The organism is Paenarthrobacter sp. 22069 (assembly GCF_052046035.1).
Taxonomy (GTDB): domain Bacteria; phylum Actinomycetota; class Actinomycetes; order Actinomycetales; family Micrococcaceae; genus Arthrobacter.
Genome location: NZ_JBQEQF010000015.1, coordinates 49,897 through 72,496 on the forward strand (window position 1 = coordinate 49,897; position 22,600 = coordinate 72,496).

General features: G+C 68.2%; 20 protein-coding genes. 12 read left to right on the plus strand and 8 right to left on the minus strand.

Translation table 11 applies throughout. From position 1 onward, the window contains the following. The first annotated feature begins 202 nt into the window (after positions 1-202). Genes ACTJK0_RS13655 through ybaK form a run of 3 tightly spaced genes read left to right on the plus strand, consistent with a single transcriptional unit; the run spans position 203 to position 2,131 of the window. Positions 203-1,129, plus strand: coding sequence for a sulfurtransferase (locus ACTJK0_RS13655; RefSeq protein WP_440745527.1), 927 nt, complete (start codon positions 203-205; stop codon positions 1,127-1,129). A gap of 29 nt (positions 1,130-1,158) precedes the next feature. Beyond that, entirely contained in the window at positions 1,159-1,608 is a 450-nt protein-coding gene (locus ACTJK0_RS13660; protein ID WP_110544473.1) for a SufE family protein, read from the plus strand. Positions 1,609-1,618: 10 nt separating this feature from the next. After that, positions 1,619-2,131 (plus strand): Cys-tRNA(Pro) deacylase, encoded by a 513-nt coding sequence (ybaK, locus tag ACTJK0_RS13665; protein WP_440745528.1) that lies wholly within the window; start codon positions 1,619-1,621, stop codon positions 2,129-2,131. 24 nt (positions 2,132-2,155) lie between these two features. On the opposite strand, the gene ACTJK0_RS13670 is transcribed toward ybaK, so the two are convergent. From ACTJK0_RS13670 to ACTJK0_RS13685, 4 genes are all read right to left on the minus strand, one after another. Then, positions 2,156-3,934 (minus strand): multicopper oxidase family protein, encoded by a 1,779-nt coding sequence (locus ACTJK0_RS13670; RefSeq protein ID WP_440745529.1) that lies wholly within the window; start codon positions 3,932-3,934, stop codon positions 2,156-2,158. Positions 3,935-4,060: 126 nt separating this feature from the next. Then, the gene (locus ACTJK0_RS13675) at positions 4,061-4,870 is read right to left on the minus strand and encodes an SDR family oxidoreductase (protein WP_440745530.1); all 810 of its coding nucleotides are present in this window, start codon (positions 4,868-4,870) and stop codon (positions 4,061-4,063) included. Positions 4,871-4,904: 34 nt separating this feature from the next. Next, positions 4,905-6,473, minus strand: a complete 1,569-nt coding sequence (locus tag ACTJK0_RS13680; protein WP_440745531.1) for a succinic semialdehyde dehydrogenase — start codon at positions 6,471-6,473, stop codon at positions 4,905-4,907. Between the two features lies 1 nt (position 6,474). Then, a complete protein-coding gene (locus ACTJK0_RS13685; RefSeq protein WP_440745532.1) occupies positions 6,475-7,746 on the minus strand; it encodes an alpha/beta hydrolase family protein in 1,272 nt (423 codons plus the stop codon). 160 nt (positions 7,747-7,906) lie between these two features. Here ACTJK0_RS13685 and ACTJK0_RS13690 point away from each other — a divergent pair, with 160 nt between their 5' ends. The 9 genes from ACTJK0_RS13690 (at position 7,907) to ACTJK0_RS13730 (ending at position 18,026) form a co-directional block, all read left to right on the plus strand. Continuing rightward, complete coding sequence (locus tag ACTJK0_RS13690; RefSeq protein ID WP_440745533.1) at positions 7,907-8,398, plus strand: hypothetical protein; 492 nt, start codon at positions 7,907-7,909, stop codon at positions 8,396-8,398. 14 nt (positions 8,399-8,412) lie between these two features. After that, positions 8,413-8,946, plus strand: coding sequence for a peptide-methionine (R)-S-oxide reductase MsrB (gene msrB, locus ACTJK0_RS13695; RefSeq protein WP_440745534.1), 534 nt, complete (start codon positions 8,413-8,415; stop codon positions 8,944-8,946). Between the two features lie 181 nt (positions 8,947-9,127). Continuing rightward, positions 9,128-10,495 carry a DUF6421 family protein gene (locus tag ACTJK0_RS13700; RefSeq protein ID WP_440745535.1) on the plus strand — a complete coding sequence of 456 codons (1,368 nt, stop codon included), beginning with the start codon at positions 9,128-9,130 and terminating at the stop codon, positions 10,493-10,495. Between the two features lie 44 nt (positions 10,496-10,539). Further along, positions 10,540-11,232 (plus strand): SDR family NAD(P)-dependent oxidoreductase, encoded by a 693-nt coding sequence (locus ACTJK0_RS13705; protein WP_440745565.1) that lies wholly within the window; start codon positions 10,540-10,542, stop codon positions 11,230-11,232. 43 nt (positions 11,233-11,275) lie between these two features. Beyond that, positions 11,276-12,373 (plus strand): threonine aldolase family protein, encoded by a 1,098-nt coding sequence (locus tag ACTJK0_RS13710; RefSeq protein WP_110544488.1) that lies wholly within the window; start codon positions 11,276-11,278, stop codon positions 12,371-12,373. 55 nt (positions 12,374-12,428) lie between these two features. Further along, positions 12,429-13,124, plus strand: coding sequence for a DUF3000 domain-containing protein (locus tag ACTJK0_RS13715; RefSeq protein ID WP_110544489.1), 696 nt, complete (start codon positions 12,429-12,431; stop codon positions 13,122-13,124). A 12-nt stretch (positions 13,125-13,136) separates the two neighbouring features. Next, on the plus strand, positions 13,137-14,471 hold the full coding sequence (locus tag ACTJK0_RS13720) for an HRDC domain-containing protein (protein WP_110544491.1): 1,335 nt from the start codon (positions 13,137-13,139) through the stop codon (positions 14,469-14,471). A 118-nt stretch (positions 14,472-14,589) separates the two neighbouring features. Next, entirely contained in the window at positions 14,590-15,867 is a 1,278-nt protein-coding gene (locus ACTJK0_RS13725) for a thiolase family protein (protein ID WP_440745536.1), read from the plus strand. Next, positions 15,864-18,026, plus strand: coding sequence for a 3-hydroxyacyl-CoA dehydrogenase NAD-binding domain-containing protein (locus ACTJK0_RS13730; RefSeq protein WP_440745537.1), 2,163 nt, complete (start codon positions 15,864-15,866; stop codon positions 18,024-18,026). Before ACTJK0_RS13725 ends, ACTJK0_RS13730 begins: the two co-directional genes overlap by 4 nt. Before the next feature lie 31 nt (positions 18,027-18,057). Here ACTJK0_RS13730 and ACTJK0_RS13735 read toward each other — a convergent pair whose 3' ends face one another. The 4 genes from ACTJK0_RS13735 to ACTJK0_RS13750 all read right to left on the minus strand — a co-directional run bounded on the left by ACTJK0_RS13735 (position 18,058) and on the right by ACTJK0_RS13750 (position 22,599). After that, complete coding sequence (locus ACTJK0_RS13735; protein ID WP_110544497.1) at positions 18,058-19,722, minus strand: ATP-binding cassette domain-containing protein; 1,665 nt, start codon at positions 19,720-19,722, stop codon at positions 18,058-18,060. Next, complete coding sequence (locus ACTJK0_RS13740) at positions 19,715-20,452, minus strand: energy-coupling factor transporter transmembrane component T (protein ID WP_440745566.1); 738 nt, start codon at positions 20,450-20,452, stop codon at positions 19,715-19,717. Before ACTJK0_RS13740 ends, ACTJK0_RS13735 begins: the two co-directional genes overlap by 8 nt. Positions 20,453-20,512: 60 nt before the next feature. Further along, the gene (locus ACTJK0_RS13745; protein ID WP_110544500.1) at positions 20,513-21,388 is read right to left on the minus strand and encodes an ECF transporter S component; all 876 of its coding nucleotides are present in this window, start codon (positions 21,386-21,388) and stop codon (positions 20,513-20,515) included. A 185-nt stretch (positions 21,389-21,573) separates the two neighbouring features. Then, positions 21,574-22,599: a nucleoside hydrolase gene (locus ACTJK0_RS13750; protein WP_110544502.1), complete on the minus strand. Its 1,026-nt coding sequence runs from the start codon at positions 22,597-22,599 to the stop codon at positions 21,574-21,576. Position 22,600 lies beyond the last annotated feature (1 nt).

A 22,600-nucleotide genomic window follows, 5' to 3' on the forward strand; every position in this document is an offset into this window, starting at 1 on the left:
GCTGGTGGATGGTCCCCAGAAAGGATACCGGCAATGCCGGCGACGCCCGGGCTGGTTGCCTTCCCCGCGCCGTCCGGCGTGAGCAAGGCAACATTTCTCCCTGTTAACGGAATACGGACAAGGCCACAGGCGCTGGCTAGGGTGGGAACAGGTTCCAATGCCGGTTCCACGGTTTCCCGTGCTCTTACTGAAAGGCCAAACCATGCCCTACCCGGTTGAACAGAATGAGAAGTTTGCAGCCTATGCCCACCCGGAGCGGCTCGTGTCCACTCAATGGCTCGCGGACGCCATTGACAGCGGGGCCGCAGCGGACGGCGGGCTCGTCGTGGTGGAATCGGACGAGGACGTACTCCTGTACGAAACGGGCCACATTGCCGGCGCCGTCAAGATCGACTGGCACACGGACCTTAACGACGAAGTGGCGCGCGACTACATCGACGGCGCGGCCTTCGCGAAGCTCGCGGCCTCCAAGGGCATCTCCCGCGACAGCACCGTTGTGATCTACGGCGACAAGTCCAACTGGTGGGCTGCATACGCCCTGTGGGTCTTCACGCTCTTTGGCCACCAGGATGTCCGGCTTCTCGACGGCGGCCGGGATAAGTGGGTTGCCGAAGGCCGGGAACTTACCAAGGACAGGCCGTCCCCCGCTCCCGGCGACTACCCCGTGGTGGAGCGCGACGATGCCCCCATCCGCGCCTTCAAGGAGGACGTACTGGCGCACCTGGGCAATGGCCCGCTCATCGATGTCCGCTCCCCGGAGGAATACACCGGACAGCGCACCCACATGCCGGCCTATCCGGAAGAAGGTGCCCTGCGTGGCGGCCATATCCCCACCGCAGCCTCGATTCCCTGGGCCCGTGCCGCCGCCGCAGACGGGACCTTCAAGAGCCGCGCTGAACTTGAGGCGATCTACCTGGGCGAGGCCGGCCTGTCCGAGGGCGACGACGTCGTGGCGTACTGCCGCATCGGCGAGCGTTCCAGCCACACCTGGTTCGCCCTCAAGTACCTCCTGGGCTTCGAATCGGTACGCAACTACGACGGATCCTGGACCGAATGGGGCAACGCCGTGCGCGTGCCCATCGTGAAGGGTACTGAGCGCGGCTCCGTTCCGGTCGCCGTCGGAGCCTGAAACACACCCGCCCGCGTAGACTTGGAACGATGACTACTCAAGCTTTGCCTTCCGCCCTCGCGGCCATTGTGGACGATTTCCAGGCTGTGTCCGAACCCGAGAGGCTTCAGCTGCTGCTGGAGTTCTCCGAAGGCCTGCCGGAACTTCCCGAACGGCTCAAGGACCACCCCGAGCTCCTTGAACAGGTTGTGGAGTGCCAGTCGCCGCTGTTCCTCACCATCGAGACAGGGAACGACGACGACGCGGTACACCTGTTCTTCAAGGCACCTGCCGAGGCACCCACCACGCGCGGTTTTGCCGGCGTGCTGCATGAGGGCCTGGACGGCCTGTCCGCCGAAGAAATCCTGGCCGTGCCGGACGACATGCCGGAACTGCTGGGGCTCACCCGGGCCATCACGCCGCTGCGCATGCGCGGCATGACCGCCATGCTGGGCAGGATCAAGCGCAAGGTGGCTGCAGCCTCCCGCACCCAGGCCTGACAGGGGCCTAATGGCACGAAAAAACAACACCCAGGGAACCCCGGCCGCAGCGGCACTGACCGCCGCCGGGGTTCCCTTTGTGCTTCATCCGTATACCCACGACCCTTCCGCAGTGAGCTATGGGGCGGAGGCTGCCGAAGCCCTGGGGATCGATCCCTCCCGTGTCTTCAAGACCCTGATGGTGGAGGTGGAGGGCAGGCTCGCGGTGGGCATTGTCCCGGTCAGCGGAAGCCTCGACCTGAAGGCAATGGCCGCCGCTCTCGGTGCCAAGAAAGCCGCAATGGCCGATCCCGCCACAGCCCAGCGGCGTACCGGCTACGTCCTGGGCGGCATTTCCCCGCTCGGCCAGCGGCAGCCCTCCCCCACGGTCCTGGACTCCAGCGCGCTGGCCTTCGACACACTGCTGGTCTCGGGAGGCCGGCGCGGCCTGGACATCGAGCTCGCTCCGGCGGACCTGGCCAGGCTGACGGACGCTGTCACCGCGCCCATCAGCTCCCTGGCAGGGGGCACTTCCCGGCACTAGCGGCGAGCCGTCCGGGAGCACACGCTACGTGATCACGTAGCGCTGCATCATGTCGTTGTCCTCGTGCTCCAGGATGTGGCAGTGCCATACGTATTCGCCCTTGAAGGACGAGCCAATCGCCAGCGGGGCGCCCCCTGCCGCCCCGGCACCGAAGGGAACCCGGATCCGGGTGACCTCCCCCGGCAGCGCCACCACCGTGTCCTTCCACCCCTGCTCGGTGGCGGGCGCCTCCTTGGGACGGCCGATAAGGAAGCGCCCTGCTTCCACGCTGTTTCCCCGCCCCGGCATAACAAGGCCCGTGGCCGGGTCAATGAACCCAGTGGCTTCCAGGTAGGAGCCGGCGTCGAACTTCTGCCGGTTGAGCACCTGGAACTGGGTGAAGTGCAGGTGGATCGGGTGGGCGTCCTCGGTGGTGTTGATGAGCTCCCACTCTTCCAGCGTGTCACTCTTCACTACGGTGATGTCCGGGCTGTCGAACATCCTGTTGTTCAGCAAGGCCATCACCGGCACGTCATCGGCGTTGGCCACTTCCACCAGCGCCATCTGCCGGGTGCGGGCCGGTGCCGCCTCCCGAAGGCTGGTGATGTCCTTCTCCCTTAGCCGGGCAGGAAGGGGCACGGTGTAGCCGGTCCGGGACTGCACGGTGAACTGCATGATCTGCGGGAGGGGCAGGCCGCCGCGCGCGATGGATTCAGGCCCATCGGGATACGGTACGCGGGCGCTGTTGCGCAGGACCACCCGCGATCCGGCCGGGAGCCCTGCAAAGTCCACCACGAGGTCCGCCCGTTCCCCGGGGCCGATGACCAGCCGGTTCAGCCGGACAGGCGCGTTAAGGAGTCCGCCGTCGGACCCGATCTGGTGGAAAGCCAGCGCCGGGCCTCCGGCGTCAAACTTGAGGTCGTAGAACCTGGCATTCGAACCGTTCAGGATGCGGAAGCGGTACTTTCCGCGGGCAACGTCGAGGTTCGGCCAACACTTGCCGTTGACCGTGGCGACGTCGCCGAAGAACTCCGGCGCCCAGGGGCGCGGGGCGCCGTCAGGTCCCTTGAGGTCCGGGTTCGGCGGGTAGGCGAAGGAACCGTCCGGATTGAACATCCTGTCCTGGATGATCAGGGGAACCTCGTAGGGCGGCGGGGGCAGGTGCGTGCCGTCCCCGGTGTCTACCCCTGATCCGCCCGGGGTGTCCCGGAGCAGGTATCCCCCGGCCAATCCCGCATAGACATTCAGCCGGGTCAAGCCCAGTGCATGGTCGTGGTACCAGAGCCCGGCAGCATCCTGGTTGTTGCCATAGTGGTAGGTGTATGACCTGCCGGAAACGAATGCCTGGTCCGGTCCGCCGTCGGAGTCCGGGCCCGTATTGCCGCCGTGAAGGTGGAGGGACGTCCGCGGGCACTTGGCATCGTTGGTTCCGGCCGGAACCAGTTCGCTGTCAATCGCGAAGGCCAGCGGGTGCCCACCGGCGCCATTGTGGACGGTCAGTTCGAAGGGAGTCCCCTTCCGCGCGATGATGACAGGACCCAGGTAGGTCCGCGACGATCCGGATTCCTGGTAAACCAGGGTGTCCGTCAGGCCCATGTGCTCCTGGAACCTGTGGCGGGCGTTGCGGACCCAGAGGGCGGTGCTCCCTCCCTTCTGCATGTCCAGCACACCAAGATCGTCCAGTGTTGGAAGCTGTTCAGCGAACAGGTCCTGCTGCCGGGAGGCAGGTCCGCGTTCCGCCGCGGCCGGCGAACCGGATGAAGCCAGCAGTCCCGCACCGGCCACTGCACCGGCCTGTAGCAACTGTCGTCGTGTTATTCGCATGTGGGGTCCCATTTCATTGCAGGTGTCCCCCCTTGAGCAGCAAGGATAAACCCGCTCGGGGGCCCGGTATAGGGTCCTGGATCCCCCGTTATCGCATGCGGGATCCAGCCGGAATCCCTCCCCGCCCTACCCCTGCCGGCCCGTGAAGTGGTCCATGGTGCGGTTGACTCCCAGCACGTCCATGAGCCGGTCGAAAACGCTGACCGGAAGGATCCTCAGGACGGGGAGAAGGTTCACGAGGGGCGGCAGGACCACCTTCCGCCGGCCGGCCTCGATCGCGTCCAGGACGGCGCCTGCCACCTGCTCTTCCTGGAGGATGGGAAGGAGGCGTGGCCAGCGCGTGCGTACGCCGTCGAACATCCCGGTGTCGATGTAGTAGGGGCAGACCACCAGGGTGTTGACGTCGGATTGTCCGGCGCGGAGCTCGGCGCGGAGCGACTCATTGAATCCGAAGGCGGCAAACTTGCTGGCGGAATAGTCCGTCTGCCGGGCCACGCCCACCAGCCCGGCGGCGCTGGCAACCGTTACTACCGTGCCCCGGCCGCGGCCCACCATCCCGCCAAGGAAGGCGCGGGTAACCCAGTACAAGGCCATGACGTTGACATTCATGGTCCGCTCGATGTCCTGGTCCGTGGCCTCGAGGAGTTTGCGGCCACTCACCACCCCAGCATTGTTGACCAGGATGTCCACGGCCCCGGCAACAGCGGCGGCAGCGTTCACCGCCCCGCGGTCGGTCACGTCCACGGCCTGTGCCTCGGCACGTCCGCCGGCCGCCCTGATCTCATCACGTACGGCCATGCCGCGGCAGGCATCCAGGTCCCAGACCAGCACCCGGCCACCTCGCCGCGCAGCTTCGAGGGCCATCCGACGGCCCAGCCCGCTGCCCCCTCCGGTGATCAGGACTGTTGCGCCGGAAAGCCCGGTTCCTCTGGCCATGTCTGTTCTCCTGGATATCGGCGGGGCAGGGCGCCTACCGGTTGCGGGGGAAGCGGCCCATCAGGGTGATGGCCGTTTTCATGATGCGTGCGTAGGCCCGGTTGGACATGCGGGCGGCGGGTGCCACCGGGAGCAGCCGCTGCACGGCAATGGTCTGCGGCTCGGTGTACTTCAGGATGCCTTCCCGGCCGTGGCGGCGGCCGGCGCCGGAGTCCTTCATGCCGCCGATCGGCGCATCATGGGATGCCCACGTAGCGGCATATCCTTCGTTGACGTTCACGGTTCCGGTCAGGAGCCGGCGGCCCACCGATTCACCGCGCCGTGCAGACCAGACGCTGGCGTTCAGGCCGAAGTCGGAGTCGTTGGCCATGGCAACGGCCGCATCGTCGTCCGGCACCCGGTACACGGCGACCACCGGCCCGAACGTTTCCTCCCTGGCAAGTAGCATGTCCTCGGTGACCCCGGCCAGGACGGTCGGTTCGTAGAACAGCGGCCCGAGGTCCGGCCTTCGTCGCCCGCCGGTGAGGAGGTGGGCTCCTTTGGCGAGCGCGTCCTGGACGTGGCGGTCCACCCGCTCAACCTGCGCCGCGCTGGTGAGGGATCCCATGCCGATGTTCCAGTCCGGGCCCGGACCCATGCGGATATGCTCCACCGCAGCTATGAAGGAGGCCACGAACCTTTCGTACACGTCAGCGTGCACGTAGATCCGCTCGATGCTCACGCAGAGCTGGCCGGAGTTGGAAAAGCAGGCGTGCACTGCCCCGGCGGCGGCTTTGCCGATGTCCGCGTCGGCCAGCACGAGCATGGGATTCTTGCCGCCCAGCTCCGCCGAGAAACCGATCAGCCGCTCACCGCACTGGCGTGCCACGGTCTTGCCGGTCCTGGACGATCCGGTGAACATCAGGAAATCGACCAGGCCGATCAGGACAGGCCCAATATCCGGTCCCGGCCCCGTGACGATCTGGAACAGGCCATCGGGAAGGCCTGCCTGGCGGAGCAATTCGAGCATCAACAGGGCCGTGAAGGGTGTTTGCGCGTCCGGTTTCAGGACGATGCCGTTTCCGGCCAGGAGGGCGGGGATGGCGTCGGAGACCGCGAGGGTCAGTGGATAGTTCCACGGGCTGATGACGCCCACCACGCCCTTGGGAACGCGGTATTCGGTGGTGCGGGTCAGGACCGGTGCTGCGCCCTTCCGCCGCCGCGGGCGAAGGCACCCTTCGGCAGTCCTCCGGTAGTAGTCCGCCGTGAGGGCCACATCCGCGAACTCCTCGAAGGCACTGAGCCGGGATTTGCCGCTCTCGGCTTGGACCAGGTCAAGGACGTCCTGCTCACGGTCCAGCAGGAGCGCATGGAAACGCCTGATGACGGCGCACCGGCTGGCAACGGACGTACCTGCCCAGTCCCGCTGCGCCAGGCGGGCAGTGCCGACGGCGGCCTGCACGTCGTTCCCGCTGCAGACCGGAACTTCTCCCAACAGTGAGCCGTCGAAGGGGGCGTGCGAGGGCTGCATTTGCCCGCCCGGCGCTGCCGTTACCAGCCCGGCAAGTCCAGCGGCCAGCTCCCGGCCGCGGACCGTCACCGTTCGGGCCGCGCGTTGTGCCATGTCACTCCCCCGCGGGCGTTTGCCCGGTGGCCACGCCCGGGCCCGCAGTTGAGCCGGGGTTAAGGCGGGGAGCAAGCTGCTGCCGCAACCAGGCTTTCACCACCCGTTCCCAGCGCTCCGGATCAACATTCCACTCCTTCGTGTGCCGGGCGTGGTTGAACTTTTCGAATGTCACCATGTCCGGGTTCCGTTCCGCGAGCAGAGCGGAGGGTCCGTACGGCACGTACTCGTCGTCGACGCTGTGGACGATCAGAGTTGGCGTCCGCAGTTCGACCGCGCGCGACACCCAGTCCATGACCTTCAGGTCCACGGGCGCCGACAGGCCGGTGAGCCGGCGCCCCAGAGGATGGCCCAGCATGAGCTGCCCGTACCGGCCCACCAGCGAAGGGATCCGGTTGAGCTGTGCATGGTGTGCCAGCACGGTGACCCAGTCGATCACGGGCGCATCCAGCACCATGGCCCGGATCACGTGCCGGTACCGGGAGAGGTCGGCCGTCTGCAGGCAAATCGCCCCGCCCATGGACCAGCCAAACAGCACAATGTCCTCGGCACCATTGGCCAGCGCGTATTCGATGGCAGCTTCGATGTCCTGCCACTCAGTCGAGCCAAGCCCGTACCGTCCGTCGTCGGCCGACGGTGCCAATCCGTCATTGCGGTAGGACACGACCAGGCTGGTCAGGCCCAGTTCCAGCGCCGGCCCTACCGCCCGGAGCGCTTCCTGCCGCGTGGCCCCGCGGCCGTGCACCATGATGGCCCAGGTACGGGCCGTCCCTTCAGCCCGCACCAGCCACGCGGGCGCTTCGCCCCGCTCCACCGGAATCAGCACATCCTCTGCCGGAATACCGACGGCGGCGGGGTCAGGATAGGTTGCCCCGCTCCACCAGCCCCAGCGGGCGGTGGAGAGGTCCCCGCTGTAGACCGCTTCCACCTCCCGCAGGACAGTCCGTTCCGCCGGTGAGTACGAAACAATGCGGCCGATGCGGGCATGGCCCTTGCCGCCGTCGAAAAAGAACCCGTAGACCCCGTCCACGGTGGTGTCATCGTTGGCGGCCAGGATCACCTGTTGCTTTTGCCCGTCCCGGATCACGGCGAGCACTTCCTTGTCGGCAGCACGCTGCCGCGCCGGCGTGATCACGCGGCGGGCGAAATACACGGCGAGCGCCGAGGAGCCGGCTCCCAGCAGGCTTGCCACCGATCCTCCTGCGATCGCCCCGGCAATGGCCCACTTCGCCCCCGGCGAAACTCCCCGGGAATCACTCGGGGGTGCAGTCATTGCAGGGCGCGCTCGCCGGAAAGGTGCCATGGGTCTATTCTTACCGGCGCCGCCGCAGATACCGGCATTTTCGGACGGTCCCGGCATGCCGCTGCCTTCGTTTGTGCGCCTGTTGCGGATCCCCAGTGCGGGCGTGACGGGGCGGCGCTAGGCTAAGGCCATGAGTGATCCCATCGTCATCCTGACCGAAGAACCCCTGGGCGCGGACGACCGCGTGAATATTGAACGGCTGGTGGATGGGGCGGACAGCCGCCTGCTTGTCCTGGTGCCGGCCAACACGGAGCGGCACCTGCTGGTGGACTTCCTTGAGAACCTGTCCATGCTGGACGTGGCAAAGGCGTTCCGGGACCTGGCCGGCCGCAACCCGGATGCCGCCGAGGAACGCGCACATGCGGATGAAACCCTTGCCGCGTCACTCGCTGCGCTTGCGGGACTGGGCGCCGGAGTGACGGGCCAGATAGTGGAGGGCAGAGCCGTGGACGGCCTGGTTGCCACAGTCCGGGAAACCGGGGCCGCCCAGGCCGTAGTGATCACCAGGCCGCATGCAGTGGCTGATACCTTCCACACCGACTGGGCCAACAAGGCCCAGGACCAGCTTGGCGTCCCGGTGCTCCACCTGTACGCGGGCTCGGGATTTATCGGCGACTCCTGAGCGTTGGGAATGGCATGAGCATCTTTGGAAACAGCATCTTCGGCAACAAGGGACCAGGCGTTGCGGGCGGGACATCCCATGGCACCCAAGAGGACACCACCGCAGCCGGCACAGGGAGTCAGGCAGGCACCGTCGAGAAGAGCGACGGCCAGTGGCGGGAGGAACTGACCCCGGAGGAATACCGCGTCCTGCGCCAGGCCGGCACCGAACGGCCCTACACCGGCGAATACTGGGACACCCACACCGAGGGCGTGTACCAGTGCCGGGCGTGCGGCGCCGAACTCTTCACCAGCAGCGAGAAGTTTGATTCGCACTGCGGCTGGCCGTCATTCTGGGCTCCGCTGGCCGAGGGCAAGGTGCGCTATATCCACGACCGGACCCTGGGGATGGAAAGGATCGAAGTCCGCTGCGGCACCTGCGACTCCCACCTGGGCCATGTGTTCGAAGGCGAGGGCTACGGGACGCCCACCGACCAGCGCTACTGCATCAACTCCATCTCGCTGCGGCTGGTCCCCAAGGATGATGCCGCAGAAAAAGCCGGGTCCTGAACTTACGGCTTCCCGCGGCCGCCGGCCCACCCGGTCGATCCCCCAGTAAAGGATGAGCCTCGGACCTGCGCCTAAGCCACCCAGGCTAAGCATTACTTATGGAAGTCCCTTTTTGGCATAAGTCCTTCTGGTTGCTTGTTACGCTCGCCAGAGAAGCAAGCAACCAGAAAGGCAGCCGACGATGACAGAGACTCTGACCACCGCCGTTACCGGAATTTCCCCCGGGAACCAGGACTGGCTCCGGCTCAAGGGCGCAGCAACCGCCCTGCAGGCCCTCCAGGTCCAGGACGGCTCCGTGCCGCACGCCGCCGACCATCCCGAGGCCTCCGGTTACGTGGAGACCATCGTGGCCGCCATCCGTGCCCTCGCACCCGCCTTCCCCCACGATGACGCCTACCTTGATGCCGCCTGCGCCGATTTCGAGGCTTGGGCAGAGGGCGGATTCGGTGTCCCGGATTTCCTGTCCTCACTGCTGGCCTTCCAGCCGCAGGATCAGCGCCATGACGGCCTGCAGCACCTGGTGGTCTTCCCCATGTACACCCAGAACGGCAGCAGCAGCCGGCTGGTGGAGGCCGTGCTGGTCGAGGTCATCTGGCCCGACTTCATCGCCGGCCTGGAAGCGGACGCCTACTCGAACAAGCTGTTCGTCCCCATCCGCTTCGTTGACTTCACGCCTGGCTACGACACCAACTCCGCCGTCCTTTTCCCGGAGACCGTAGCCGTCAGCAAGACCCCCACCTTCACCTGGGGTGCCATCTTCGCCGACCGTGAAGCCGCCCGCTTCCGCCGGGTCCTGAAGGCTGCCGCGGACATCACTTCGCTGGAACTGCCCGAGGGCGCCGCGGAACTGCTCGCCGACCAGGACCTCACCGAAGCGACCTTTGTCATGTGGGACCTGATCCATGACCGGACACACATGCGCGGCGACCTGCCGTTCGATCCCTTCATGATCAAGCAGCGCATGCCGTACTTCCTGTACTCGCTGGAGGAACTTCGCTGCGACCTCACAGCATTCCGGGAGTCGGTACGGATCGAAAAGGACGAGGACGCCGATCCCGATGCCCGGCGGCACGCGAAACTGGTGCAGTACGCCATCATCTTCGACCGCATCTTCCGGTTCGCCATCACCGGCAGCCGGGTCCGCAACTACGATGGCCTGGGCGGCCAATTCCTGTTTGCCTGGCTTCACCAGCAGCACGTGCTGCACTGGACTGACACCCGGCTTACCATCGACTGGGATGAGGTGGCGGACGCCGTCATCGCGTTGGGAGCCAGCATCGACGACCTGTACTGGCGCTCCATCGACCGGCCCAAGACCGCCCATTGGCTGGCGGCCTACCAGCTGGTGTCGGCAACCGTGACCCCCAACCCGGCATCAGCCTGGGCCAAGGGTCCCGATGCGTTGCCGCTGGCTGGAACGCCCCGGGGCCTGACGGACCAGGTCCTGGACGACGAATTCCCGCTGTCCATGTTCTACGAAGCACTGGAGAAGAAGATGCGCCCGGTCATCGAGTCCACCGCCGGCATCACCGGCCGCTCCGCGCTGTGAGCACCGCGCCCGGGGACCCGGGAGCCACCGGTCCGCTTAACATCATGGTGACCGGTGGCAGCGGGGCGTCCGGAGTCGCCGTGGCGCGGGCGCTTGCCCTGGCGGGATACCGCGTGGCCACTGTGGGCTCGGACCGTACCCGGATCACAGCCGCTGCGCAGCAGGCGGGCGACGGCGTCACGCCCTTCACGTGCGACCTCACCGATTTCGACGGCGTGCGGCAGCTTCGGGCGGAGGTCGGCGCCGCCGTCGGGCCCGTTGACGCCGTGATCCACCTGGTGGGCGGCTGGCGCGGCGCCAAGGGCATCGCTGACCAGTCCGACGACGATTGGGACTTCCTGGAACGCGGCGCCGTCACCACGCTCCGCAACGTGTCACGCGTCTTTTTTGACGACGTCGCCGCATCTCCGGCCGGCAGGTTCGCCATCGTCTCCTCCACCGCCGTGGACAAGCCAACCGCGGCGGTGGCCAACTACGTGGCGGCCAAGGCCGCGGCGGAAGCGTGGACCATGGCCATGGCGGACGGTTTCCGCCGGACCTCTGAGGCGGGCGGCGGACAGGCCGCCGCCACCATCCTCGTGGTTAAGGCCCTGGTGGATGATGCACTGCGCCGCGCCCACCCGGAGCGGAAGTTCCCTGGCGCGACGGACGTTGCCTACCTGGCCGCCGCCGTCGTACGCCTCTTTGATGCACCGGCCGCCGAACTCAATGGCGCCAGGCTCCGGCTGGCGGACTGACCGCGGCAGCGACTGAACCTAGACTGAAAGCGTGAGCAACCCCATGACGACAACAGCAGAAACCGGCGCGGCGCTGCGGCTGCACGATCCCACAGTCCGCGGCTTCGCCTCCGACAACTACTCCGGCGTCCACCCCGAAGTCCTGGCAGCATTGGCGGCCGCCAATGAGGGGCACCAGGTCTCGTACGGCGAGGATGACTACACCGCCCGGTTGCAGGAACTGATGGCCGAACACTTCGGACCCGGCATTGAATGTTTCCCGGTCTTCAACGGCACCGGCGCCAACGTCCTGTCGCTGCAGTCCCTGCTGCCCAGGTGGGGTGCCGTGGTGTGCGCCTCCACCGCCCACATCAACATGGACGAGAACGGCGCGCCGGAGCGCGTCGGTGGCCTCAAGCTCCTGCACGTGCCCACCCCCGACGGCAAGCTGACGCCCGAACTGATCGACAGGGAAGCCTGGGGCTGGGGCGACGAGCACCGCGCCCAGCCGCTCGCCGTCTCCATCACCCAAACCACGGAACTGGGCACCTGCTACACCCCTGGGGAAGTGCGGGCCATCGCCGAGCATGTGCATGCCAAAGGGATGAAGCTGCACATGGACGGCGCGCGGCTGGCCAACGCCGCGGCGCACCTGGGCGTGCCCCTGAGGGCGTTCACCACGGACGCCGGCGTGGATATCCTGTCCTTCGGCGGCACCAAAAACGGGCTGCTGTTCGGCGAAGTGGTGGTGGCGCTGAACCCCGAGGCGGCCCACGGCCTGGTCTACCTGCGCAAGATGGACATGCAGCTGGCCTCCAAGATGCGGTTCCTGTCCGCCCAGTTCATCGCCCTGCTGGAAGGCGACCTGTGGCTGCGCTCGGCCTCCCACGCCAATGCCATGGCTGCCCGGTTGCGCGCCGCCGTCGACACCATCGACGGCGTCCGGCCCACCCAGAAAACGGAATCAAACGGAGTCTTCGCCATCCTTCCCCCCGGCGCTGCGGACAGGCTGCGCAGTTCCTTCCGGTTCTACGACTGGGACGAGGCCGCAGGGGAAGTCCGGTGGATGTGCTCCTTCGACACCACAGAGGAGGACGTTGATGCCTTTGCCGCCGCAATCCGGCATGAACTGCGGGACCACAAGGACGGCCAGGCCGGGTGACCGGCCGCTGACGGCGAGCCTTCCCGCTCCGCCCCCATCTGCCCCGTAATCTGCCATGGTGAACGCACTTGACCAGGTTCCGCCGGATTTTCTCCACGCCTTGGGAACCCTCCGGAAAGCCCAGTGCCGCAAGGAACTGCGCCTCGCGGAGATCCCTGCCCCCGCCCGCCTGGCACCCTTTGCCGTGGCGCTGGGCGCCGAAGTCATGGCGCCCGGTGCCGGCGCCCCGGCCACACCTGTGCACGGACCCGCGGCCATGGCTTTCGCCGCCGCCTCCGGCACTGCCGGTTCGGGGCCGGCTGACGAGGACGAGACGGAGCTTGCCACCGGGCGCTTCATCCTGCTGCATGACCCGGACGGCTCAGCGGTGTGGGACGGCGAGTTCCGGATCGTCACCTACATCCGCGCCGAACTGGAACCCGAAATGGGCAACGACCAGATGCTCGGGACCGTGGCCTGGACCTGGCTGGTGGAGGCACTGGAAAACCACAAGGCGGCCTACCGGGCAGCCGGAGGCACGGCCACCAGGGTCCTGTCCGAGAGCTTCGGTACCCTGGCCGGCCGGCCGGGTTCCATCGACATCGAGCTGAGGGCCTCCTGGACACCTGCATCTGCCGACGTCCAGGCCCATCTCGAGGCGTGGTCGGACATGGTGTGCACCTTCGCCGGGCTCCCGCCGCTCCCCGACGGCGTCACCGCCCTCCCGCCCCGCCGGCGCAGCCAGCAGAACGGTTATGGGGCAGCCCGGTAAACTGGGGGCATCATGACCCCAAACATTCCGGAAAACACCACAGCCGGCGTCCCGGCTGCTGATGCCGCACCCCACATCACGGTGGAGGGCTTTGACAGCCCCATCCCCGAAATCATCGACCTTGACTCGCCGCGGGACGGCGTTCCACTGGTCATCGAAACCCAATCCGGCCTGGAGCGCTGCGCCGCTGCCATCGCTGCCGGCACCGGCCCGGCCGGGGTGGACGCCGAACGTGCCTCGGGATTCCGCTACGGCCAGCGCGCCTTCCTGGTCCAGATCCGCCGCGAGGGCGCCGGGACCTGGCTGATCGACCCGGAGCCGTTCGGAAACCTGGACATCATCAACGACGCACTGCGCGGCGTGGAATGGATACTGCACGCCGCCACCCAGGACCTGCCCTGCCTATCCGAGCTCGGCATGTGGCCGGACAAGCTCTTCGACACCGAACTCGCCGCCCGCCTGGCTGGCCTCCCGCGCGTCGGCCTGGCCGCGGTGATCGAGCAGCTGCTCGGATTCGGGTTGGCCAAGGAACACTCCGCCGCCGACTGGTCCACCCGTCCCCTCCCGGAGCCGTGGCTGCGCTATGCCGCACTGGATGTTGAAGTCCTCACCGAACTGCGCGAAGAACTCATCGAACTCCTGCAGGCGGACGGGAAACTTGAGTACGCCGAGCAGGAGTTTGCCGCCATCCTCGAAGCGGGCATTGCGCCGCCACGGGTGGATCCCTGGCGGAAGACCTCGGGCCTGCATCAGATCAGGGACCGGCGCCAGCTGGCCGCCGTCCGTGAACTGTGGCTCGAACGCGACTCGCTGGCACAAAAGCGCGATGTGGCGCCCGGCCGGCTCATTCCGGATTCCGCCCTCGTAGCTGCCGCGAAGGCCATGCCCTCCACCGTCCCGCAGCTGCTTGCCACGAAGGGGTTCCACGGACGCGCCGCCCAGCGCGAAGCACCGCGGTGGCTGCGCTGCATTGCTGCCGCCCGGGCCCTGGAAGAGCTGCCGCCGCTGCACCTGGCCACCAATGCGCCGCCACCCCCGCGGGTCTGGGCAGACCGGGACCCGGAAGCGGCCGCCCGGCTGGCCACCGCCCGGCCACTCCTCCAGGAGAAGGCCGAACAGCTGAACCTTCCCTTGGAAAACCTCCTCACCCCCGATTACCTGCGGCGTGTTGCCTGGCGGCCGCCGGCTGAGGTCACCGTCGATTCCATCGCGGCTGAACTCCGCGCACTGGGCGCCCGGGCGTGGCAGGTGGACCTTACCGCCCCGCTGATTGCCGGCGCCTTCCTGGATCCGCAGCCGCTGCCCGCCAAGGAAACGAAAGCAGTCGCCGCCGGGGGCGCCCAGTAACCTCCGCTCCAGCCCTTGCGGGCTAAGTTACTCGCGAGTAACATCGGTGGGACCGACGCCAGGTTGCAGCCGTTCTCCGGCATGCACCCCGGCGCTACGTCTCGATGAGGAGTTACACGTGAGCCAGCACGGAAGCGGCGCATCCCCGCGCACTGTCCGCGACGTCGTCTTTGTTGACGGCATCCGCACACCCTTCGGCAGGGCCGGCGAGAAAGGAATCTACGCCGGAACCCGGGCCGATGACCTGGTGGTGAAATGCATCCGCGGCCTGCTTCGCCGCAACCCATCGCTGCCGGCGGACCGCATTGACGAGGTAGCCATCGCGGCAACCACGCAGACGGGCGACCAGGGCCTCACCCTCGGCCGCACCGCCGCCCTGCTCGCCGGCCTGCCGCGCACGGTCCCGGGCTTCGCCATCGACCGCATGTGTGCAGGCGCCATGACTGCCGTCTCCACTACCGCCGGCAGCATCGGCTTCGGCGCCTACGACGTTGTGATCGCCGGCGGCGTGGAGCACATGGGACACCACCCCATGGGCGCGGGCGCCGACCCAAACCCGCGCTTCATGTCCGAGCGCCTGGTTGACCCTGCCGCGCTCAACATGGGCAACACAGCCGAGAACCTGCATGACCGGTTCCCGGCCATCACCAAACAGCGCACCGATGCCTACGCCGTGGCCTCCCAGAACAAGCTGGCCGCCGCCTACCGGGACGGGAAGATCCAGCCCGACCTTGTTCCCGTCGCCGCCCGCAAGCCCGGCGAAGGCTGGACCGTCCACAGCAAGGACGAACCGCCCCGGCCCGGCACCAGCATGGCGGACCTCGCCGGCCTGCGGACACCGTTCCGTGCCCACGGCAGGGTCACCGCCGGGAACTCGGCCGGATTGAACGACGGCGCAACCGCCGCCGTCCTCGCCTCCTCCGACGCCGCCGCGGAGCTGGGCCTGCCCGTAAAAATGCGGCTGGTCAGCTACGCCTACGCCGGTGTGGAACCGGAGGTCATGGGCATAGGACCTGTTCCCGCCACGGAAAAGGCACTGAAAAACGCGGGACTCAGCATCGATGACATCGGCCTGTTCGAGATCAACGAGGCCTTCGCGGTCCAGGTCCTGAGCTTCCTTGACCACTACGGCATCGCCGACGACGACCCCCGGGTCAACCGGTACGGCGGCGCGATCGCCGTGGGCCACCCCCTTGCCTCCTCAGGCGTCCGGCTGATGATCCAATTGGCCCGACAGTTTGAGGAAGATCCCTCCGTGCGTTACGGAATCACCACGATGTGCGTAGGTTTGGGCATGGGCGGGACCATGATCTGGGAGAACCCGCACCACCCCGAGTACAGCGGAACCCCCTCCAGGAATTCCGCTGCAGCTGCATCCGAAGGAGCCCCGGCATGAGCGCCGCAGATTACTGCAAGTTGGCGGACCTCTTCCCCAACGAGACCGTGACCCACTCCTACGTCCAGGACATCGCGCTGCCCGGACCGGAAGGTAAACCAGGCCCGGGAACTTTCGCCCTGGTGACACTGGACAACGACCTCGACCACACGAAGCCCACCACCCTTGGCCCCAACACGCTGGTGGAGCTCGGCACGGTGTTGGAGGGGCTGCGGGAGCGTGCAGCCCGCGGCGAGATCGTGGGCGTCGGCGTCACCGGCAAGCCGCACTATCTGGTGGCAGGCGCGGACCTTTCCGCCGTGAAGTCGCTGGAACAGCGTGAACACGGCCTGTGGATGGCACAGCTGGGCCACGACGTCTATGCCACCCTGGCCAACCTCGGCGTCCCCAGCTTCGCCTTCATCAACGGCGCTGCACTGGGCGGCGGCCTGGAGATCGCCCTGCAGTCCACGTACCGCACCGTGTCCAGCGGCGCGGGAGCCCTGGCACTTCCGGAGGCGTTCCTGGGCCTGGTTCCCGGCTGGGGCGGCGTGTACATCCTTCCCCGCCTGGTGGGGCCGGAGAATGCCGTCAAGGTCATGATCGAGAACCCGCTCAGCAACAACCGGACACTGTCCGGCGCGCAGGCGTTCAAGCTGGGCGCCGCTGACGCGCTCTTCGAGCCCGCAGATTTCCTGGAGCAGTCCCTCGCCTGGGCCTCGGGTGTCATCTCCGGCGACGTGGTCCCGGAACGGCCCAACGCCGTCGACCCCTCCTCCCCGGACAGCGAAGCCCGCTGGGCTGCGTCCGTCGATGCCGGGCGGGCCTTCGTCGAGGCTAAGACCTCCAACGCCTCCCCCGCCCCCGCCAAGGTCCTGGACCTGCTCGAGGCCAACCGCACCATGACCGCCGCGGAGTCCGCCGCACTGGAATGCGAAACGCTGGCCGACCTGATGCAGACCGATGAGTTCCGGTCCACCGTCTACGCGTTCCTGGACCTGGTCCAGAAGCGCGCCAAGCGTCCTGCCGGCGCCCCGGACCGCAAGCTCGCCCGTCCCGTCACCAAGGTGGGCGTCGTGGGTGCCGGCCTGATGGCCAGCCAGCTGGCGCTGGTCTTCGCCCGGCAGCTGAAGGTGCCGGTGGTGCTGACCGACATCGACCAGGCCCGGGTGGACAAGGGCGTGGCGTATGTCCACGCCGAGGTGGACAAGCTGCTGGCCAAGCAGCGCATCAGCCAGGACGCCGCCAACCGGACCAAGGCACTCGTGACAGGATCCGTCTCCAAGGAGGTCTTCGCGGACGCCGACTTCGTCATCGAGGCGGTCTTCGAAGAACTGCACATCAAGAAGCAGGTGTTCGCCGAGCTGGAAGGGATCGTTGCGCCGGCGTGCATCCTGGCCACGAACACCTCCTCCCTATCGGTGACGCAAATGGCGGAAGACCTGCAGCACCCGGAACGGCTGGTGGGCTTCCACTTCTTCAATCCGGTGGCCGTCATGCCGCTGCTGGAAATCGTCCGTGCTCCCCGCACGGACGACGCCGTACTGGCCACCGCATTCGAGCTCGCAAAGGCGCTGAAGAAGACGGGCGTGCTGGTCAAGGACGCGGCGGCCTTCGTGGTCAACCGCATCCTGCTGCGTCTCATGGGTGAAGTGACGGCCGCCTTCGACGAGGGCACCCCAGCCGAGGTGGCGGACAATGCGCTGCGGCCCATGGGCCTGCCCATGACACCCTTCACGCTGCTGGCCATGGTGGGCCTGCCTGTAGCGCAGCACGTCCAGGAATCCCTGAATGCGGCCTTCGGTGAGCGCTTCCCGGTCTCCCCGAACCTGAAGAAACTCATCGACAACAACGTCAAGACCCTGTGGGAGACCGCCCCGGACGGCTTCCGGGCCATCCCGGACTCCACCCTCCAGGTGATGTCCTTTGGCACCAGCCCTTCGACGGCCGGGGAGGTCCTGCGGCGGGTCCAGGATGCGTTGGCCGAAGAGATAGGCCTGATGCTGGACGAGGGCGTGGTGGCCGGGCCAGAGGACATCGACCTCTGCATGATCCTGGGCGCCGGCTGGCCCATGTTCCTGGGCGGTATCACGCCGTACCTGGACCGGGTGGGCGCGTCCGAGCGGGTCAACGGCAGGCGCTTCCTTGCCCCGGGCATCGCCTCCCCCGCCGAAGTCTAGGCAAGGGCCGCTTTCAAGGCGTTCGCTGCGGTCAGGCCGGCACCAGCCGGCCGCCGTCAAGCGCCAGGATGCGGTGCGCCGTCGTCCGTGCGTAGCCCAGGTCATGGGTGACCAGCACGACGGCGGCGCCCTCCGCCGCTGCTGACCCGACGGCGGCGTCCAGCAGGGCCAGCCCGTCCCCGTCGAGGGCCACGGTGGGCTCGTCCAAGGCAAGGACGGAAGGCCTGCGGGCCAGGACGGTGGCCAAGGCCAGGAGGCGCTGGGCGGACGCCGGGAGTTCCGCGGGGTGTTCCCCGGCGGCATCAGCCAGGCCTGTTGCCTCCAGGGCGGCGGCTGCCCGGTCCCCCGCCATGCCCTGCCCCACCAGGCGGTCCAGCCCGAAGCTGACCTCCCGGAGCACGGTGCGCTCAAACAACTGGTCGCGCGGCTGCTGGAAGAGCAGGCCCACGGAAGCGGCCGTCTTTCCAACAGGGTCGCGCGCAATGTCCGTGCCATTCACCAGCACTGCACCGGAGGCGGGTCGCAGGAGCCCATTGAAGTGCCGCAGCAGGGTTGATTTCCCGGCACCGTTCGGCCCTGTGACAGCCACGATCTCCCCGGGCTGGACAGCCAGGTGCACGTCGCGCAGCACCAGGGCCGCATCCAGGTTCGGCTCCCGCCTGGGCTTCCCCCACCGCATGCCGTGCGCCGGTGCCTGCCGGTACGCGAACGACACGCCCCGGAGCTGCAGCGCGGGAGGCCCGGGCTGCGCCCGAAACTGCGCTCCTGCTGCCGGGCGGCCGGCACCGGGACGCTCCCGGTCCGGGTGTTTCGAGTCGTGCGGTGCCGTGTCCGCGCCTTCCACGGGCAGGCGTCGGATGGCGGGCGGCAACAGTCCCGTTTCCGGCGCCATTTCCGCGGGCGCCCCGCTTGCAGCCACCGTTCCATCCGCCAACACCACCCAGGTATCCGCTTCCAGCAGCGGCGGGTCAACGGCCTGGCTGAGGACCACGACGGCGGTGCCCCGTTCCAGGAGGTCCCGCACCAGGGCGGCCAGCCTGGTGGTCCCTGCCGCGTCAAGCGAAGCAAAGGGCTCATCCATGATCAGCACGGGCGGCCCGGCAATGATGGCGCAGCCGATGGCCAGGCGGCGCAACTGGCCGCCGGAGAGCCGCGACGGGTCCCGGTCCAGCTGGTCCCGCAGTCCCAGCAGCCCGGCCGTACGCTCCACCGCCGACTCCATCGCGCCGCGCTCCACGCCGGCGTTTTCCAGGCCGAACGCCAGTTCCTCGGCCACCGTGGCACGCACCGTGGACAGCACCACGGCCGCGTCCTGCGGAACGAAGCCCACATACCGCCCCCACTGCGCCGGGTCCACCCGCGGGTCCCCGGCGCCGCCGTCGAAGTCCAGCCTCGTCCCGGACAACTCGAGGAACCCGGCCAGCATGCCGTGGCCGCCCGGCGGCAGCCAGCCGGAGAGGAGGCGGCCCAGCGTGGACTTGCCGCTTCCGGACGCGCCCAGGATGGCGGTGAAGGAGCCGGGCGAAACGGAAACAGCCACGTCGCGCAGGGCCGGCGTCCGCCCCTCATGGAAGGTGAAATCACGGATGCCGGCGGCCAGGACAGGCCCGCCGGGAACAGGGTTGTCCGCAGCACCGCCGGGGCCGTCTGCATTGCCCTCGCTGTCCGGGCCCGCCGCCGCCGTGCGCTCAGCCACCTGCGGCCGCCTGCGCCACCCTTGCCGCAACTGCCGTCAGCGCAGCCAATACCAGCACCGCCCGTACCAACCTCTGCAGGCCGGAATCAGCGACCACCCGATAGCTGGTCCGCGGCCCGGTGCTGCTGAGGCCCCGAGACTCGAGGGCGGCAGCCCGGGTGGCCGCATCCTCGACCAGCGCCAGGACCAGGGGAACCGCCTGCAGCCGGAACGCGGCGATCCTGGACAGTAGGCTGTGGGAGACCACCAGGCCGCGGGACTCCTGGGCCTGCCGGATCCGCTGTGCCCGGTCCGCGATGGCGGGAAGCAGGGTCAGGGTGGACGCGAGCACGAAAGCGAACCGTCCCTGGACGCCCCGGGCTGACAACGCAGCCACCAGGTCCGGCACGCTGACGCTGAAGGAGAAGACCAGCAGGGACAGGACCAGGGCGGCGAGCTGCAGGATCCGTTGCACGGCGAAGTCCAGGCCCTCTGCCGTGACGCGGGCAGGTCCCCACGCCGCCAGTACTGTCCTGCCTTCGGGGAAGAACAGCCCGTGCAGCACGAGCAGTGACAGGCTGAACGGGACCAGGATTGCTGCTGCGGCCGGCAGCATGCGGCGCGCGGTGCCGCCCACCGTGGACAGGCCCAGGCTGGCGGCAATCACGGCGAGGGACAGCGCCCAACTGCCGGCCGCCGTCGTGATGGCCGCCGTGGCCGCGGCGGCGGTGAACGACGTCAAGGGGTTCAGGCCCTCCCGCCTGGCCGGCGCGGCGGGCCTGCCTGGGGAAGGTGTGGCCACAGGGGTCGGTCAGCCGTTCCGCGCCGAATCGTGGGCAGTGCCCTGCGCAGGGCCCGCTGCCCCGCCCTTGGCGGGAGCGTCCGACGGCGTGGTGCCGGCCAGGACGCGGTGGCGCCGGATAAAGGGGAACTGCTGGCGCGCCCGGCGGGGCAGCGCATAGACCAGGACGGCCACGATGGTGAACACGATGGCCTTGTCCATGGGGTCCGAGAGCAGTGCCTGCTTGGTGACGGCCGCCAGGAGGGTGTCCCCCATGGCCCGGAACGCGCTGACGATCGCCCCGGTGGCAACACCCGAGGTTCCGCCGTAGACGAAGGCGGCCACCGGGGCGGACACCACGCCGGCGATGATGCCGGTGACGAAGCCTGCCACGGGGGCGAGGTAGAAGCGGCGGAAGAGGCCGTAGCGGGCGGCGACGCCCGCCAGGCAGCCGATCAGCGCGGCGCCGGCGGCGAACGGAAGGACGGTCGGGTTGAAGAAGGACCAGACGATGCTGCTGAGGGCGCCGGTGGCGGCTCCCGCGGCCGGACCAGCCAGGACGGCAATCAGCACAGTGCCGATGGCGTCGAGGTAGAAGGGAACCAGGGTGCTGCCCACGAACTGGCCCAGCACGATGTTCAGGACCAGGGCCACGGGGATCAACACCAGGGTGGACGCCGGAAGCGTGGGCAGGACGGCGGCGATCAGCAGGACGGCGCCGGCGAGGAAACCGGTGAGCGCAATCAGGGCAGAGGCGCTGCCCGGACCACCGGTGATGTCGGCCGGCTGGTTGAGCACCAGGTAGACGTAGGTGGCGGCGATGGCCAGGGCGCCGAGGATCTCCAGGATCCGGCGGCGGCCAGCGGGGCGTTCCCGGGACGGGAGCGTCAAAGAGGGCGATGACATGGGAAGTATTCCTTTGGGTGCAGGCGGTGGCCCGGCTCTGCGGGGGGCCGGGGTGGGGCTGCCTATGTCACCTCGGCAGCGTCCGGCGGCACATGCGCCGGGTGGGTCCGTGGCCCATTCTACCGGCCGTCCTCCGGCACCGTTCCTTACGGAATGCTCCGGTTATTCCAGTGCGGTTTACCGGTTCACCCCACCCGGCGGGCAAGAAGTCCGACGGCGGACACGAGTTCGCGGAACGCCTGCTCCGGGTTGTTGCCGGTCACAATCCTGGCGTTCGGGGGTGCACCCCAGAGCCGGCGGAAGTCGGCCACGGTAGTCCCGACCAGGAGCGGCGAGTCTGTTTCGACGTCCACCGTAGCGGGCCGCACCTCGTACTCCAACGTGCCTGCAGCGACGCCCGCCGCAAAGAAGTCGTGGACATGGGCCAGGTACCCCTGGTCGTAGTGCCGGTGGAACTCGAAATAGAAGCGCAGGGCATCCGAGAGGTGCCTGATGAGGGTGTTGCCGGAAGAGCTGCGGCGGCCCTCGGGGTCTTCGGGGAGCACGAGTTCGGGGGGCACGGCGCCGGCGGCCTGGGCAAGCGCCGCGACGTGGGCAGGGTGCAGCTCCATCCGTTCCGTGGTGTCCAGGGAGCAGACGATGGGAAGTTTCTCCAGCGGCCGGCCCCGGTACGCGGCATAGACCTCCTTGGCGGCGTGCGGGTCCACGTGCGTGTTCCACTCGGCGGTGGGGGTGGTGTTGCCCTGGTGGTAGAAGGCTCCGCCCATGATCACCACCGTGGCCAGGAGGTCGGGAAGTTCAGGCTCCTTCCGCAGCGCCAGGGCGAAGTTGGTCAGCGGGGCGGTGATGAGCGCGGTGAGCTCCCCCGGCCTGGCCCGCGCCTGCTCGATCCACAGATCCACGGCGTTCCGCGGGCTCAGCTCTCCGGCAGGGTCAGGCAGGACGGCGTAGCCGATCCCCTGCGGCCCGTGGGTTTCAGGAGTGGTGAGCAGCGGGATGGACAAAGGCTTGCGGGCACCCACTGCGACCTCGACGCCAGGCCGGCCGCAGAGTTCCAGCAGCGCGAGGGTGTTTCGGGCCACCTGGTCGGCGTCGACGTTGCCCGGGGTGGCCGTGACCGCCACGAACTCGGTGTCCGGGAGGGCGGCAAGGTAGGCAAGGGCCAAGGCATCGTCGATGCCGGTATCGACATCCAGCAGATAAGCGGGCACG

Coding starts and splice junctions, on each gene's coding strand:
- ACTJK0_RS13710 (WP_110544488.1), top strand. CDS start 11,276: ATGACGACAACAGCAGAAACCGGCGCGGCGCTGCGGCTGCACGATCCC.
- msrB (WP_440745534.1), top strand. CDS start 8,413: ATGAGCATCTTTGGAAACAGCATCTTCGGCAACAAGGGACCAGGCGTT.
- ACTJK0_RS13700 (WP_440745535.1), top strand. CDS start 9,128: ATGACAGAGACTCTGACCACCGCCGTTACCGGAATTTCCCCCGGGAAC.
- ACTJK0_RS13660 (WP_110544473.1), top strand. CDS start 1,159: ATGACTACTCAAGCTTTGCCTTCCGCCCTCGCGGCCATTGTGGACGAT.
- ybaK (WP_440745528.1), top strand. CDS start 1,619: ATGGCACGAAAAAACAACACCCAGGGAACCCCGGCCGCAGCGGCACTG.
- ACTJK0_RS13655 (WP_440745527.1), top strand. CDS start 203: ATGCCCTACCCGGTTGAACAGAATGAGAAGTTTGCAGCCTATGCCCAC.
- ACTJK0_RS13670 (WP_440745529.1), bottom strand. CDS start 3,934: ATGCGAATAACACGACGACAGTTGCTACAGGCCGGTGCAGTGGCCGGT.
- ACTJK0_RS13705 (WP_440745565.1), top strand. CDS start 10,540: ATGGTGACCGGTGGCAGCGGGGCGTCCGGAGTCGCCGTGGCGCGGGCG.
- ACTJK0_RS13680 (WP_440745531.1), bottom strand. CDS start 6,473: ATGGCACAACGCGCGGCCCGAACGGTGACGGTCCGCGGCCGGGAGCTG.
- ACTJK0_RS13730 (WP_440745537.1), top strand. CDS start 15,864: ATGAGCGCCGCAGATTACTGCAAGTTGGCGGACCTCTTCCCCAACGAG.
- ACTJK0_RS13720 (WP_110544491.1), top strand. CDS start 13,137: ATGACCCCAAACATTCCGGAAAACACCACAGCCGGCGTCCCGGCTGCT.
- ACTJK0_RS13685 (WP_440745532.1), bottom strand. CDS start 7,746: ATGACTGCACCCCCGAGTGATTCCCGGGGAGTTTCGCCGGGGGCGAAG.
- ACTJK0_RS13675 (WP_440745530.1), bottom strand. CDS start 4,870: ATGGCCAGAGGAACCGGGCTTTCCGGCGCAACAGTCCTGATCACCGGA.
- ACTJK0_RS13690 (WP_440745533.1), top strand. CDS start 7,907: ATGAGTGATCCCATCGTCATCCTGACCGAAGAACCCCTGGGCGCGGAC.
- ACTJK0_RS13715 (WP_110544489.1), top strand. CDS start 12,429: ATGGTGAACGCACTTGACCAGGTTCCGCCGGATTTTCTCCACGCCTTG.
- ACTJK0_RS13745 (WP_110544500.1), bottom strand. CDS start 21,388: ATGTCATCGCCCTCTTTGACGCTCCCGTCCCGGGAACGCCCCGCTGGC.